This window comes from Oscillatoria sp. FACHB-1407 (genome assembly GCF_014697545.1).
Taxonomy (GTDB): domain Bacteria; phylum Cyanobacteriota; class Cyanobacteriia; order Elainellales; family Elainellaceae; genus FACHB-1407.
Map to the genome: position 1 here is coordinate 282,798 of NZ_JACJSA010000008.1, position 14,470 is coordinate 297,267.

Below are 14,470 nucleotides of genomic sequence, written 5' to 3' on the forward strand. Positions count from 1 at the left end.
TTAACTATTGACCATTAACTATTGACCATTGACCATTAACTATTGACCATTGACTATTGACCATTAACTATTGACCATTAACTATTGACCATTAACTATTGACCATTGACCACTAACTAAACACCTACACTCGTAACCGATATCCCATCCCTCGCACAGTTTCGATGCGATCGTCCCCTAACTTTTTCCGCAAATGCCCGACATAGACATTGACAATGTTGGTGCCGGGGTCATAGTCATATCCCCAAATGCGATCGAGGATTTGTTCTCGTGTCAGCACCTGCATTGGATGCCGCAGAAAAAACTCTAAAAGTAGGAACTCTCGTGCTGACAACTCGATGGAGCGATCGTCTACCCACGCTTGACGGGTCAACAAATCGAGCGTAATGTTGCCGACTTGCAGGGCGGTATCCGGTTGCGTGCGAGGTACACGGTTGCGGAGTTGCACTCGAATTCGGGCGAGCAGTTCTTCAAAGCTAAAGGGTTTGGTGATGTAATCATCTGCCCCGCCTTCCAGTCCAGCAACCGTATTTTGGACACCATCTCGTGCAGTGAGAACGACGATCGGAATGGTGTGTCCCTGCCCGCGCAGGGCTTTGAGCACATCTAAGCCATCTTGATCAGGCAAGCCGAGATCAAGAACTATCAGATCAAACTCACCACCATAGCTGACTTGCAGTGCCTCACGTCCGGTGTTAACGGCGATGGTCGTGAAGCCGTGCGCCTGTAGACCGGACTCCAAAAAGTCGATGATGCGGGGATTGTCTTCGATGATCAGAATCCGATTCATGGGTTGCTCTGTCTGTACTCGCCTCAAGCGGTATCACAATGGTAAAGGTAGACCCCTGACCGGGGCGACTGAGAAGTTCCACCCATCCGCCATGTGCCTGAGCGATCGCCTCTACAATGGCAAGCCCCAGACCATGATTCTCACCCAACGCTTCATCCACATCTCCCTGGATCTGGCGGGTCGTGGCACGGGCAAACCGCTCAAAAATCCTTGCCTGATCCTCTAGTGCAATGCCCTCGCCCGTATCTCTCACCCAGATGTAGGCATGATCATCCCGCACCGAGGAACCCAGGGCGATCGCATCCCCTTCCTGGGTATGGCGAATGGCATTCTGCACCAGATTCATCACAGCTTGAGTGATGCGCTGGCGATCGACCCGAATAGGACTCAAGCCCTTCGATTCCAGTTTCCACTGGCGATCTGCCATCGAGCGAACCTTCAAATACAGTTCTTCGGTGAGCCAGTCCAATTCTTCTAGCCGCAAGGCGAGAAAATCAGGACGTTCTGCTTTTGCCAGTAACAGCAAATCGTTTACCAACCGATTCATGCGGTCAAGTTCGTCGATGGCTAGCGCGATCGTCTCTGCCTGTCGTTCTGGACGGTATTTCAGCGTTTCCAAATAGCCGCGAATCACGGTGATGGGTGTTCGCAACTCGTGACCCGCATCCTTGAGAAATTCTTGCTGACTTTCAAAGGCGATCTGCAACCGATCCAACATTTCATTGAAAGTCGTCGTTAGATGAGCAATTTCATCCGTTCCCTCAACCGCAATGCGCTGCGTCATGTCTGACTCTGTGATGGATTGAGCCGTTTGGGTCAATACTCGGAGGGGAGCCAGCACCCGTCCTGCCGTTGCCCAGGCGATCGCCGCCGCCACTGCCATCACCCCCAGCGTAGCCGGGATAATCAGCAACACCGCTCCATTCACCACCTGATATTCACTATCCGCACAGTGAACAATGACCAGCACACCTTGCGTCTGCCCATTCACCACAACAGGTTCTGCAAAGTAAAACAATTCCCCTGCTGCGGTATTCACAATGTCATGGTTTGGAGTTGTCAGTTGCCCCCACTCTTGCAACAAATCCGCCTCTTCTACCAATAACTTGGCTGGAACCTGATTAGAGTAACGATAAACTTGACCATTTAACAGGGCGATCGCATAGTCATCTGCATCGACAGGCTCATATTGAGCTAAAAACGCATCCAAAACAATAGTCGCCTGTTGTTCTGGAGCAACGGTTGTGTCGATGCGTTGTTGTCGGGCAATCTGCTGAAACTCCCGAATCTGGCGAGACACATACTCCCGTGATTGATCTCGAATGCGCTCATACAGAATGTGATGGGTCACTAAGATCGATGTCACGCTTGAGAAAGCCGTGAGCAAGAAATACCAGACAAAAATTCGGGGGCGGGTGCTGTTAAACCATTGCCGCCAATGCTTAACCGTCGTCACTACTCTCATTTCACCCTCCCATTTTGGCGCGATAGGGAAACTTCCAAGAATGCCAGAAATCGAGATTCCGTAGACTGCACAGAAGCCGTTTCTAATGGGTTAGAACAGTCTGTGGTTTTTATGGATGTATTAGCCGTTTGAATCATCTGCTGATGCAGATAACTCATATATTGCCCAATCGTTGGCTGAAATGGGAGGGATGCCATAATGCATAGACTCCTACATTACGACTGCTTGACAGACATTTTTTTGAGAGCCTGGTTTGCTCGTCGCCAGAGCGATCGCACATATTTTTGTTGGTCGATCATGTGCATGACGATAAACGCTAAAAACGTATACGCAAGCCAAAAATGTAGATTGCGGGCTAAGCCGACTACGGCTGAATTTTGCGGAAAAATATCTGGCAATGTCAGCCAAAAGAACGGCACGTTTCCACTTTGGTAGGAATTCGATAAAAAGAATCCGCTCAATGGAACGGCTAGCATAAACACATAAATTGCCGTATGCAGTAAAAAGGCGCGAATCCATTCCCCATTGATTTTGGGCAAACGACGAGTATACTTCCGCCACCAGACACGCTGCAAAATAAAAATCCGCAACGTCAACAACGCCATCGTTAACGCCCCAATCGATTTGTGCAGCGTGTAGGCGTGTTCCCGCAATGCGATTTCTTCTGACATTTGCTCCATAGCAAAGCCACCCACAAACAACACGAGATAAAACGCTGCCATCCACCAGTGCACCGACCACAATTGCTTAAAAGCTGAATTGAGACGAGCTTGAGGTTTTGTTGCTTGCTTTGGGGTCTGAACCGTCGGTTTGGGTGGAATTAATTGAGAACTCATCAAATACCTCCTAATACAGAAATTAACTCTCCAAATCCACATGTCTGCGCTCTGATATTCAATATCTGAGAGTTCTATAAATCTCAAATAAACGGTTTATAAAAACTTTTTTATGTTTCTGGTGTAGCAATCCTTTCTGGTGCGTAAAAAGTAGTGAAGACAGATAGTTGTGGGTTAATGGTCAATCGTCAATCGTTAATCGTCATTAGCGTCAATCCCAAATCAACCACCACTGACTACTGACTACTGACTACTAATCACTGACCCTTGACCCTTGACCCTTGACCGCTAACAAAGCAATTCCCACAACCAAGTTAGGGCTGCTACATCACTGCCAGATGTTAGCAATTAAGACAATTCCTCAAGGCAATGGCACGGTAGACTAAACTCCGTTTGTGTTGTTTAACCTTTGTCATGCCTAAGTTTGTCAACGCTGATCCCTATCCCTATCCCTACAATGGCGACCTGCGCCCTGAGAATACCGCCATTTTGGTGATCGATATGCAGGTCGATTTCTGTGGATTGGGTGGCTATTTAGACAAAAAAGGTTATGATGTCTCCCTGACTCGTGCCGCGATCGCCCCCATCAAATCTCTGTTAACCGTGGTACGCGAAAAGGGCTTTCACATCTTTTTTACCCGTGAGGGACACCGTCCTGACTTGTACGACCTGCCTACAACAAAACACTGGCGCAGCAAACGAGCCGGAGCCGAGATCGGCAGTGAGGGTCCGTTAGGACGGGTGTTAGTCCGAGGAGAAGAGGGATGGGACATCATCCCAGAATTGAAACCACTACCCCAAGAACCTGTAATTGACAAACCGGGGAATGGCGCATTTTATGCCACCGATCTCGATCACATGCTGCGACAACGAGGAGTTGCCAATGTGGTTGTTTGTGGGGTCACCACTGCTGTCTGTGTTCACTCAACCCTGAGAGAGGCAAGCGATCGCGGTTATGATACGCTGTTGCTCGAAGACTGCTGTGGCGAAAGCGATTATCAACTACACCTGGCCGCGATCGAGATGGTGAAGATGGAAGGCGGGATTTTTGGAGCGGTGGCAACTTCTGAGCAATTTCTTGAAGCGTTGATTTGAAGCTCTCAATTCGGGGTTTGAGAAACACTTCAAGAGCAAAACCGACCTGCGTCGGTTCGGCAAACGTTGATTTTCCGTAGTCTGCGCAGGTGGGCTCGGCTCCAGATAGCCGCGAATTCATTCGCCAGGTTCAATTCCCCAATCACTAGATGCACCCATGGAACCGTTGCTTTAGGAGGCAGAGCCTCCGTCACTCCATTTCCAAGCAGGAGCTTGGAAACGAGGTTTGTATGAGATTTGTTTACGAAGAGAGTAACAGAAGAGGGATTCAGTCAAAGATTTGTCAGAAAGCTGATTCAGGCGAAGTAGCATCGACTGAATTTGGTAGCTCAACTCTAAACCGCCAGGAACCGCTGAATCACTTCATTGCTCAACTCACTGGTGGGACCCGATGCCACAATGCCACCTTTTTGCATAGCGTAGTAGCGATCGGCTTGACGCACAAAATGTAAGTGTTGTTCTACTAAAAGAACTGAAATACCTGTGGTTGCAACGATGCGGCGAACGGCTGCCTCAATGTCGAGGATGATCGAGGGCTGAATACCTTCGGTGGGTTCGTCGAGCACTAACAGTTTGGGATTACCCATCAGCGCACGGGCGATCGCCAATTGTTGCTGCTGACCACCACTGAGGTCACCGCCCATGCGACCTAGCATTGTCTTCAGAACGGGGAATAGCTCAAAAATCTCATCGGGAATGTTTTTGGGTCCCTTCACCTTTTCGGCACGCGCCTCAAATCCCAGAATCAGATTTTCCTTAACGGTGAGACGGGGAATGATTTCACGTCCCTGCGGCACATAACCAATCCCTAAGCGGGCGCGTTGGTCAGGGGAGATGCCAGTAATAGGGCGATCGCCAAACACAATTGAGCCTCGCCGGGGTTGGATCAACCCCATGATGGTTTTGAGCAGGGTTGTCTTGCCCACCCCGTTACGCCCGATCAAGCACACCATCTGCCCTTTGGGCACGCTCAAATCCACATCGCGCAAAATGTGGCTCTCACCGTAGTAGACATTTAAGCCGGACACTTGCAGCATCAGGGAGCCAGAAGCGGTATCGGGAGTAAGGACGGAGGAATTGGCTTGAGTCATGGGAAGAGGGAAGAGGGAAAAAAGAAAGAAGAAGGAGAAAGAGAAAGGCTGAAGGATAAAGGCTGAAGGATAAAGGCTGAAGGATAAAGGCTGAAGGATAAAGGCTGAAGGATAAGAAAATTCCGAACCCACCAACCCCTAACGATTAGCTATTGACCATTAACCATTGACCATTGACCATCAACCATTGACCATTAACCATTGGCTATTGACCATTAACCATTAACCATTGACGATTAACCATTAACCATTGACGATTGACCATCAACCACTAACAATTGACCGTTACCCAATGACATCAGAGCCACTGGCAACCTCTAGAACTGCCTGGTCGAGACTGATCGGCTTTTCCGAGTGAACTTCTTGTCCCAGATAGACTTCAATCACACGAGGATCACTCTGCACCTCATCGATCGTGCCTTCAAAGAGCACAGAGCCTTCATGTAAAACTGTGACCTGACGAGCAATTTGCCGGACAAATTCCATATCGTGTTCGATCACGATGACGGAATGGCTTTCTGCGAGCGACAGCAACAGATCTCCTGTGCGTTCGGTTTCTTCGTCGGTGAGTCCGGCAACAGGCTCATCCACCAACAGCAGATCGGGGGATTGGGCAACCAACATGCCAATTTCTAACCATTGCTTCTCACCGTGAGAAAGCAAGTTTGCTTTCATATCGGCTTTATGAGTCAAGCCAATCGTTTCCAGTAAGCTCACGACATTCCGTTTCTCCGGTGCTGGAGTTCCTTGAAACAGCGTCGAAAATACATTCTTGTTGCGATTACACGCTAGCTCTAGATTTTCACGGGGAGTCAAATTGAGATAAACCCGTGGAGTTTGAAACTTACGACCTACGCCGAACCGTGCGATTTGGTGTTCCTTGAGCGATCGCACATTACGCCCTTTGACCAGCACCCGCCCCTCAGTTGGTTTGACTTTACCCGTGATCACATCCAAAAAGGTCGTTTTACCTGCCCCGTTTGGACCAATGATCACCCGCAACTCACCGACATCCATGCTGAAATTGAGATGATTGAGAGCTTTGAAACCGTCAAAATCAACGGTTAAATTCTCAATTTCCAAGATTTTTCCGCTCATGCTGAACCTCTGGGTCTTTTTCTAAGCTGGGATAGGTCGCAACGCTACGACGACCTGTTAAGGTCTGGAACCACTCCACGCTGCGATCGCGCAACACTCCGACAATTCCGGTGGGCATCGCCAGCACCACCAACAGGAACAAACCGCCCTGGAAGAACAACCAGATGTCCGGAAACTGTTCACTCAGCAAACTCTTAGCAAAGTTCACCACTAACGCGCCCAACACCGCTCCTGCCAGGGTTGCCCGTCCGCCAACCGCCACCCAAATCACCATCTCAATTGAGAAAGCGATATCCATCGACTTAGGCGAGATGATCCCGGTTTGCAGGGTGAACATCGCTCCAGCCAATCCGGCAAGGGCACCCGACACCGCAAACACCAGCACCTTAAAGCCCGTGGGGTCATAGCCCGAAAAACGGACACGGGGTTCATCATCTCGGATGGCAATGAGCAAGCGTCCGAACCGTCCACTGGTCAACCAACGACAGAGCGCGTAAGCCAGCACCAGGAAGATCACGGTTGCTACATAAAATCCAAAGCGGGTGCCCTCATCTTTGACTGAAGCTCCCAGCAATGTATTGAAGTCGGTCAAACCGTTGGTGCCGTTGATCAGCTTTTGTTGCCCGTTGAAAAAGTTGAAAAAGATGATGGTGGTTGCCTGCGTCAGGATGGAGAAATAAACACCCCGAATCCGGTTGCGAAACACCAGGTAGCCCAGAATCGCTGCCAGAATTGCAGGAATCAGAACCACCGCAAACATGGAGAAGCTAAAGGAGTAAAAAGGCTTCCAGAACCAGGGCAACTCAGTCACCCCGTAGAGGGTCATAAATTCTGGCAGTTGAATGCTGGCACTCGCTGGAATCTGAAGCTTCATGTGCATCGCCAGAGCATAGCCCCCCAACGCAAAGAAGACCCCATGCCCCAGGCTCAGCAATCCGGTGTAACCCCAGATCAGGTCGATTCCCAACGCCACGATCGCCAACGCCAGAAACCGCCACAGCAACTCCAGACGAAAGTCCGACAGAATCGCCGGAACGATAAAGATCAACGCCAGTGCGATCGCCAGAACAATACCTGACTCAATTAGGAGCGATCGCTGTTTCCCTGCCTTGGCTACCGATGGTTCAACGGCTGCTTGTGTTGTCATTGCTTTTACCCTCTATCCCTCATCCTTCAGCGTTTAACCTTCAGCCTCTATTCCTCATCCTTAATTCTTTCTCTCTTCCTTTTTCGTTCCTCCCTGTTACGCATCTACCGTTCGTCCCTTCTGCGGAAACAGACCACCCGGACGGTATTGCAAGAAGATCACGATTAATGCAAAGACCATTACTTTTGCCATGCTGGTCGTTGCGAAAAAGGTGAAGAAATCAACCAATGGCTGGAACTTAGTCAGGAATGCCAGCATCCCCGTACCAATCACATATTCACTGATGCCGATCGCCATCGCGCCTAAAATACTGCCAAACAAGTTGCCCACACCGCCAACGACAACGACCATGAAGGTATTGACGATGTAGTTTTGTCCCGTATTGGGACCCACTGACCCCAACAAACTCACTGCACATCCGGCAACTCCCGCCAAACCAGAACCGATCGCAAAGGTGATCGCATCGACTTTGCGGGTTGAGATGCCAAGACAGGCACTCATGTTGCGGTTTTGAGTAACGGATCGAATGCGTAAGCCCCAGGGCGACTTTTGCAGGAAGAAATAAACGCCCACAACACAGATCACCGTCAGCACCAAAATAAACATACGGACATAGGGAAGCTGATATCCCCCCGCAATCTCAAAGCCACCTCTGAGCCATGCCGGAGCCGTCACGTCTTTGTTTTGTGCGCCAAACCAGGGTTCTGTTACCGCTAACTTATACGTCTGAGATAAAAAGGTGCCGACTGCCAGCGAGATCGCGATCGACAGGGACAACAAGAGGGCGATCGCCCATTGTTTCAATTGCTGCACGTTCGACTGTCGTCGCAACAGCCATTGCCCACCAAAAAACAGCACACAAAACAGCACCAAGCCAATTACCAGTACCCAGTTCACACTGCGGACAAACTGTTGCAAGATCAGGCTCACGCCCCAGGTGGCTAGCAGGGTTTCGAGCGGTCGCCCATAGAGATAGCGAATTACACCCCGCTCTAACGCCAGACCCACCAGAGCCGCCACAATAAAGGCGGCTACTAAGGCAAAAAGAATATAAATCTCAAAGAGGGGACCACCGATTTGCTTAAAGGCGTTTTGCACGACGAATGTGGTGTAGGCTCCCAGCATCATCAACTCACCGTGAGCCATGTTGATCACACCCATCAGTCCAAACACGATCGCCAAGCCAAGGGCAGCTAGCAGCAAAATCGAGCCGATGCTGAGTCCGCTAAAGACACCATCTAAAATACTGGGTAACAAACTTTCTCTCCCTTGATGCTGCGTTGTTGTAGCGTCACGCGATACAGAAGTCGGAGTTCTTAAAGAACTCCGACTTCTAGCTGATCGAATCGTTAGATCTGGTACTTACCTGGAGTTTCAACGTCGGTCTTCGTCCAGTCACAGGCAAAGCCCTTCGTTTCAGCCACAAACTGGTTCCATGGCACTGGATCAACGGGACCGTCGGTTTCAAAGACGATCTCAAACAGACCGTCATCACGGACTTCCCCAATTCGCACGGTCTTGGAGATGTGGTGGTTGGGGTTCATCGTCACAGGACCTTCCGGTGCTGCGAACTGTTGACCGTATGCGGCGGCACGAACCGCTTCCAGGTCAGAAGGAGTTCCTTCGGTGCCCGCTTTCTCAACGGCTTGCTTCCAGATGTTGACGGAGATGTAAGCCGCTTCCATGGGGTCGTTGGTTACACGAGTATCACCGTACTCCGCCTTGAATGCTTCAACGTAGGCAGTGTTCTCAGGCGTATCAACCGTCATGAAGTAGTTCCAGGCAGCAAAGTGACCCAACAGGTATTCCTTACCGATCGCCTGAACTTCTTCTTCCGCGATACTCACCGACATCACAGGATACTTGTCTGGTGTTAGACCTGCACCTTGCATCTGCTTGAAGAAGGCAACGTTGCTGTCCCCGTTCAGGGTGTTGTAGATCACGCCACCATTAGGCAGAGCCGAGCGAATCTTCGCGATGATGGGTGCAACTTCGGTGTTGCCCAGAGGCAGGTAGTCTTCACCAACCGTGGTGCCACCCTTCGCTTCCAATTGCGCCTTGATGATGGTGTTTGCGGTACGGGGGAATACGTAGTCAGAGCCAACCAGGTAGAAGTCTGTGCCTTTGTTTTCCAACAACCAGTCCACAGAGGGTTCGATCTGCTGGTTGGGAGCGGCTCCAGTGTAGAAAATGTTTTTGGAACACTCTTGACCCTCATACTGCACAGGGTAGTAGAGCATGTGATTTTTGGATTCAAAGACAGGCAGCACAGCTTTGCGGCTAGCCGATGTCCAGCAACCAAACACCACAACCACCTGATCTTCGTCGATCAGCTTGGTGGCTTTTTCAGCAAAGGTAGGCCAGTCAGAGGCACCGTCTTCTTCGATCGCCTCGATCTGCTTACCTAAAATTCCACCTGCATCATTGATCTGCTTAATCGCAAGCTTTGTAGAGTCAACCACACTCTTCTCAGAGATGGCCATTGTGCCGCTGAGGGAGTGCAAAATACCAACTTTGATGGTTTCACCACCAGCCGCAGCGGGAGACTCAGCTGCGGGAGACTCAGCCGCAGGAGATTCAGCCGTATCAGTGGGTGCGCTGGCACAAGCTTTTAATAAAATACTGGTTCCTAACGCGGCGGAACCATACAACAAAAATTTGCGGCGACCAAATAGCCTTGTCATGAAATGCTCCTCAACGAGGGAAGACGAAATAAATAGGGATGCGTAAACTGACCGGATAGCAGAAGATACACTCCCTGCAAGAGCATTCAGCTTTTGAGCCTGTGCAACATCCGTGTCGATTGCTTACGCAGTGATATTAGGGCTGTGTCAGGTCACCAATTGTATCCAGTTATACAAACGGCAAAGTCTTAAGTTTTTGTAAACCATCTTTAGAATGAGATCGGTTCTACCAGTTGGGTGACTTTGCCCATATGTAATCGAATGAAATCGATAATTGTCGGCAATCCTTCGTGAATTTTTAAGTTGGTGAAGACAAAGGGCTTATCACCTCGCATTTTGCGGGCATCGCGTTCCATCACAGCCAAATCTGCTCCAACATAGGGTGCCAAATCAATTTTGTTAATTACCAGCAAGTCTGACTTGGTGATCCCCGGTCCACCTTTACGAGGAATTTTGTCTCCGGCGGCGACATCAATCACGTAAATCGTCAGATCGACTAACTCTGGGCTGAAGGTAGACGCCAGATTGTCCCCCCCACTCTCGACAAACACCAGATCGAGAGGTTGAAACCGCTGTTCCAGTTGTTCGATCGCCACCAGGTTAATCGAGGCATCTTCTCGAATTGCCGTATGAGGGCATCCTCCCGTCTCAACCCCGACGATGCGATCGCGCTCTAGGGCTTCGCTACGAACCAAAAACTGAGCATCCTCTTGGGTATAAATGTCGTTTGTGACCACTGCAATGTTGAATTCATCACGCATCGCTTTGCAGAGCCGATCCACTAAAGCCGTTTTTCCTGACCCGACTGGACCTGCAATTCCAACTCGAAATGTGTGCATATACACCTCAACATAAATTTTGATTTTTCGCAAAAAATGATCAGTTTTTTATCTGGATCTCTATCTAACGGCTCGTAAGTATGAACTATGTCGGTAAATGGGTAGGTTTTAGGATCATTCGCGTTGACGATGTAGAGACTGGTCGCTTACGCCATCCTAAAGATTCAAGCTTGAACTTTACTACAGTTACAGACTGCTGTGCATTGTTTTAAAAGGTCATGGTGCTATGGAAACGCTAGCTTACTTATATTCTGTTGAAGAGACAGAAATATCTGCGGTAGAAACATTTTTTGACAACTTTAATAACAACGATCCTGTCGTTTTATTTGGCACTGCAACGGATGGCTCGCATGAGTTGATGGAAGACGAGATCATCGAGCTAGAAACATCTGTTGTGTGGATGATGCCGTAGGGGAAGAGAGAAAAAAGAAGAGAGAAGAAAGAAGAGGCAAGATAAAACTGGATACCTCTTTGATCTCAACTCCTTGATCTCAACTCCGAAATAGGCGAGAGTAGAGCGTCTCGTGGGTCATGCTGGCGATCGCCACACCCCAGCTACAGCAATCTAGCGCATTGTCGGGCATGAGCAGAATGTCGTCAACTGCGGCGACTAATCGAGGATGTAAGGCTAACCCGATTTGCTGTCCGGCGGTTTGCCCTAAGGGGATCAACTTCACTCCAGCATTGACCAGATTGGTTGCCCAACTTTGCAAATAGCCCAATAGAGCCGAGTGCGGGTCAATGTTCCAGCGGGCAGCGGCAATGGCAAAGGCGATCGCAAAGTGGCAGGGATCACCGCACGCCTGAATGGGATCACGCAGTTGAGGATCGAGATCTAACAACAATCGAGTCAGCGATCGCCCCATTTGCCAACTTTGTTGACGCAATTCTTCAGTTTCTCGAAAAGCAGATAGCCAGTGATTCCAGTTGCTCAGACCCGTCAAATCTTCTTGTTGGGTGCAGTGGTAGGCTCTTAGAGCGATCGCCCCTTCCACCCGAATTGCCCCATACCGCAACTCCTGCTCTAACCAACTCTGTAAGCCTGCTGCATCCGTCATCTGACCTGCCTGTACCAGCGTTTCCAGTCCCTCGGAGTATGTGTAAGCCCCCACAGGCAAAGCGGGACTGACCAATTGCAACAACCGCAATAAGGCATAGGGGTCACGAGTAACGTCCTCAGTGGTCATGGGAAGGGTATCCATGAGCGTGTTCTCCGTGGGAGTGAGTGTGGGTGTGTGCTTCGTGGGTGTGGGCTGTGGAACTGGAGGATTGGCGATGTCCATAGGCTCCGGCTTCGGGTTGAAAGGGAGCAACTTCCTCAATAATTTGTAATCCCATCTGCTCCAACATGGAGCGTAATACTGGATCAGGGGATAACCGCAGGTAAGTTCGCGTCACTTCCAGAGCAACATGACGATTGCCCAGATGATAAGCCGCTTTGAGCAGCAACAGGGGAGTTGTAGCTGTCACCGTTAGGACTGGCTCTGGTTTGGCAATCACTTGAAGAACAGAACTATTCTCTGAGGATTGCAATAAATCCCCATGGTGCAATATGCTACCCCTAGGAAGCTGTAGGTACACAGCTTGACCATCGCTTTCAAAGTAATGGCGCGATCGCACCCGTTCGTCAGCGGTCAGAGCCAACGTCCGATGAATCGTCACATTTGAGTCCTGGGGAATGCGCTGTGTGTAGGTCAACATGGTGCAATGACGAACTGAAGCAATTAAGAATTTATGGCTTTTTTATCACGGTTCACCGAGAGTTCAATCGGGGCGGACTGAACTGTCTCAGGAGCTTCTGTAAATTGTGATATCGCTGGCTAGAGAGTCTCAACAATGAAAACAAACGCCTTTCAGAAACGGTTTACACAGTTGCAAGCTCGCCTTTCTCAACAGTTGAGCTATCTCTTGGCTGACTCCTACGACACCATGGCTTACGATTCTCACATTCATCGCTTGCTGGCAGAGTCAGGGATTGATTACCAGACTTACACCATACTGCCCTGGGTAGACTACTGCAATTCCCATTTAGCCCTCTGGACAGTGTTTGTGATGCAACAGCATGAGTGGGTGAGTGTGCAATTGCCGAACCCGTTTTATCAATCCCCCTGCATCAGCAAATTTAGACACAACAGTCAGCTAACGCCATCCGCAGAAGCGTGAGTACCTTTAACCCGGTCTTGGCTGTGCAGTACAGCCTACAGGACTCCTTTAGAACTGGGAATCGTGTGGGCACGTCGAGGATCAATCTCGACTGCCATGCGTAGGGCACGGGCAAAGGCTTTAAACGTCGCCTCAATAATGTGGTGGGAGTTGATGCCATCCATCTGGCGAATGTGGAGTGTCATTTGAGCGTGGTTGACGATCGCCACAAAAAACTCGCGCACCAGTTGCGTATCATACGTGCCGACTCGTTGTGTCGGGATTTCTAAGCCATAGCTGAGGTGGGGTCGTCCCGAGAAGTCGAGCACGACTTGCACTAAGGCTTCGTCTAAAGGGGCAACAAAGTGACCAAAGCGGGTAATCCCTTTGCGATCGCCCAATGCTTTTGCCAACGCTTGCCCCAAGGTGATGCCCACATCTTCGTTGGTGTGGTGGTCGTCAATGTGCAAGTCGCCCTTTGCCTGCACATCTAGATCAATCAGTCCGTGCGAGGCGATCTGATCCAGCATGTGATCTAAAAAGGGAACTCCCGTCGCGGCAGTGCAGCGTCCCTCACCGTCGAGATTGAGGCTGACCTGCACATCGGTTTCCTTTGTGGTGCGGCTCACCGATGCGGTGCGAGTCAGAAACGCTGAGTTAGCAGGGGAGGCAAGGCTGGAGTTGAGATCGGTCGAGCGAGTTTGCATGGCATCGAAAGTAAACAGGAATGTCCACTTATTATCGCTTAAGGGCTAACTGTGTAGACACATCCCAGTCAGGTTGCTGGAGCATTACACGATCCTCCTGCCTGCGGTATCCCCTTTTCTAGCTACTGTGTACACAAATCTCGGTTGAGATGCCAACCTTGTGCACGATCCCCTCAAATCCCTGGACTTGGCTCCGGTTCCCTTCTTTTTCAAAGCTAACCGTGTACATACATCTCCTGTATCAACCTGCAAAATCCTGTATTTGCCCCCCAACCCCCAAAAATTGGGGGATTTCGATCCGCCTCCTGCCACTCACAGTTCCCCAGAATTGGGGGATTTAGGGGGCAAAGAAGCTAAGGCAAAACAGGAAACCGATGCCAGCGTAGGAGCGTTTCGCGAAACGCCCTTACAGGAGTTTTCATTGATGAAAATTGTCCTTCAGATCAGGACGTCGGTGGAGGTGCGATCGCAGACAAATACGGCATGACTGCATGAGGATAGGTACATCCCCGGCTTTTCAGTCGGTTTGAACGTAAGCGGCTATTCATCATTAAGCAATGCTTCAGCGTTACTCGA

Annotated in this window: 17 protein-coding genes; 4 read left to right on the plus strand and 13 right to left on the minus strand. The window is 50.0% G+C overall.

Going from position 1 to position 14,470, the window contains the following annotated elements:
- Positions 1-124 precede the first annotated feature (124 nt).
- The 4 genes from H6G89_RS15815 to H6G89_RS15830 are packed head-to-tail and all read right to left on the minus strand — an operon-like array spanning position 125 to position 3,091.
- Positions 125-790: a response regulator transcription factor gene (locus H6G89_RS15815; protein WP_190507992.1), complete on the minus strand. Its 666-nt coding sequence runs from the start codon at positions 788-790 to the stop codon at positions 125-127.
- Complete coding sequence (locus tag H6G89_RS15820; protein WP_190507994.1) at positions 696-2,255, minus strand: sensor histidine kinase; 1,560 nt, start codon at positions 2,253-2,255, stop codon at positions 696-698. The genes H6G89_RS15815 and H6G89_RS15820 overlap by 95 nt, the downstream gene beginning before the upstream one ends.
- A complete protein-coding gene (locus H6G89_RS15825; RefSeq protein ID WP_190507996.1) occupies positions 2,252-2,452 on the minus strand; it encodes a hypothetical protein in 201 nt (66 codons plus the stop codon). Before H6G89_RS15825 ends, H6G89_RS15820 begins: the two co-directional genes overlap by 4 nt.
- 18 nt (positions 2,453-2,470) lie before the next feature.
- The gene (locus tag H6G89_RS15830) at positions 2,471-3,091 is read right to left on the minus strand and encodes a cytochrome b (RefSeq protein WP_190507998.1); all 621 of its coding nucleotides are present in this window, start codon (positions 3,089-3,091) and stop codon (positions 2,471-2,473) included.
- A 414-nt stretch (positions 3,092-3,505) separates the two neighbouring features.
- On the opposite strand from H6G89_RS15830, the gene H6G89_RS15835 reads away from it, so the two are divergent.
- Positions 3,506-4,186 (plus strand): cysteine hydrolase family protein, encoded by a 681-nt coding sequence (locus tag H6G89_RS15835; protein WP_190508000.1) that lies wholly within the window; start codon positions 3,506-3,508, stop codon positions 4,184-4,186.
- A 335-nt stretch (positions 4,187-4,521) separates the two neighbouring features.
- Here the strand turns inward: H6G89_RS15835 and urtE are convergent, their stop codons facing one another.
- From urtE to ureG, 6 genes are all read right to left on the minus strand, one after another.
- Positions 4,522-5,223 carry an urea ABC transporter ATP-binding subunit UrtE gene (urtE, locus tag H6G89_RS15840; protein ID WP_190508070.1) on the minus strand — a complete coding sequence of 234 codons (702 nt, stop codon included), beginning with the start codon at positions 5,221-5,223 and terminating at the stop codon, positions 4,522-4,524.
- A 339-nt stretch (positions 5,224-5,562) separates the two neighbouring features.
- A complete protein-coding gene (gene urtD, locus H6G89_RS15845) occupies positions 5,563-6,375 on the minus strand; it encodes an urea ABC transporter ATP-binding protein UrtD (protein WP_190508002.1) in 813 nt (270 codons plus the stop codon).
- Positions 6,350-7,522: an urea ABC transporter permease subunit UrtC gene (urtC, locus tag H6G89_RS15850; protein WP_190508005.1), complete on the minus strand. Its 1,173-nt coding sequence runs from the start codon at positions 7,520-7,522 to the stop codon at positions 6,350-6,352. Before urtC ends, urtD begins: the two co-directional genes overlap by 26 nt.
- 96 nt (positions 7,523-7,618) lie before the next feature.
- Positions 7,619-8,779 carry an urea ABC transporter permease subunit UrtB gene (gene urtB, locus H6G89_RS15855; protein ID WP_190508007.1) on the minus strand — a complete coding sequence of 387 codons (1,161 nt, stop codon included), beginning with the start codon at positions 8,777-8,779 and terminating at the stop codon, positions 7,619-7,621.
- Positions 8,780-8,871: 92 nt separating this feature from the next.
- Positions 8,872-10,206 (minus strand): urea ABC transporter substrate-binding protein, encoded by a 1,335-nt coding sequence (gene urtA / locus H6G89_RS15860; protein ID WP_190508009.1) that lies wholly within the window; start codon positions 10,204-10,206, stop codon positions 8,872-8,874.
- Between the two features lie 209 nt (positions 10,207-10,415).
- Entirely contained in the window at positions 10,416-11,045 is a 630-nt protein-coding gene (ureG, locus tag H6G89_RS15865) for an urease accessory protein UreG (protein ID WP_190508010.1), read from the minus strand.
- Positions 11,046-11,271: 226 nt separating this feature from the next.
- Between ureG and H6G89_RS15870 the strand changes: the two genes are divergently transcribed.
- Positions 11,272-11,457, plus strand: a complete 186-nt coding sequence (locus tag H6G89_RS15870; protein WP_190508013.1) for a hypothetical protein — start codon at positions 11,272-11,274, stop codon at positions 11,455-11,457.
- Positions 11,458-11,536: 79 nt separating this feature from the next.
- On the opposite strand, the gene H6G89_RS15875 is transcribed toward H6G89_RS15870, so the two are convergent.
- Entirely contained in the window at positions 11,537-12,247 is a 711-nt protein-coding gene (locus H6G89_RS15875) for an urease accessory protein UreF (RefSeq protein WP_190508015.1), read from the minus strand.
- The gene (gene ureE, locus H6G89_RS15880) at positions 12,222-12,746 is read right to left on the minus strand and encodes an urease accessory protein UreE (protein WP_190508017.1); all 525 of its coding nucleotides are present in this window, start codon (positions 12,744-12,746) and stop codon (positions 12,222-12,224) included. The genes H6G89_RS15875 and ureE overlap by 26 nt, the downstream gene beginning before the upstream one ends.
- Before the next feature lie 135 nt (positions 12,747-12,881).
- On the opposite strand from ureE, the gene H6G89_RS15885 reads away from it, so the two are divergent.
- Positions 12,882-13,208, plus strand: coding sequence for a hypothetical protein (locus H6G89_RS15885; protein ID WP_190508018.1), 327 nt, complete (start codon positions 12,882-12,884; stop codon positions 13,206-13,208).
- Between the two features lie 35 nt (positions 13,209-13,243).
- On the opposite strand, the gene hisB is transcribed toward H6G89_RS15885, so the two are convergent.
- Positions 13,244-13,894 (minus strand): imidazoleglycerol-phosphate dehydratase HisB, encoded by a 651-nt coding sequence (gene hisB, locus H6G89_RS15890; protein WP_190508020.1) that lies wholly within the window; start codon positions 13,892-13,894, stop codon positions 13,244-13,246.
- Positions 13,895-14,054: 160 nt separating this feature from the next.
- Here hisB and H6G89_RS15895 point away from each other — a divergent pair, with 160 nt between their 5' ends.
- Complete coding sequence (locus H6G89_RS15895; protein ID WP_190508022.1) at positions 14,055-14,381, plus strand: hypothetical protein; 327 nt, start codon at positions 14,055-14,057, stop codon at positions 14,379-14,381.
- Positions 14,382-14,470 lie beyond the last annotated feature (89 nt).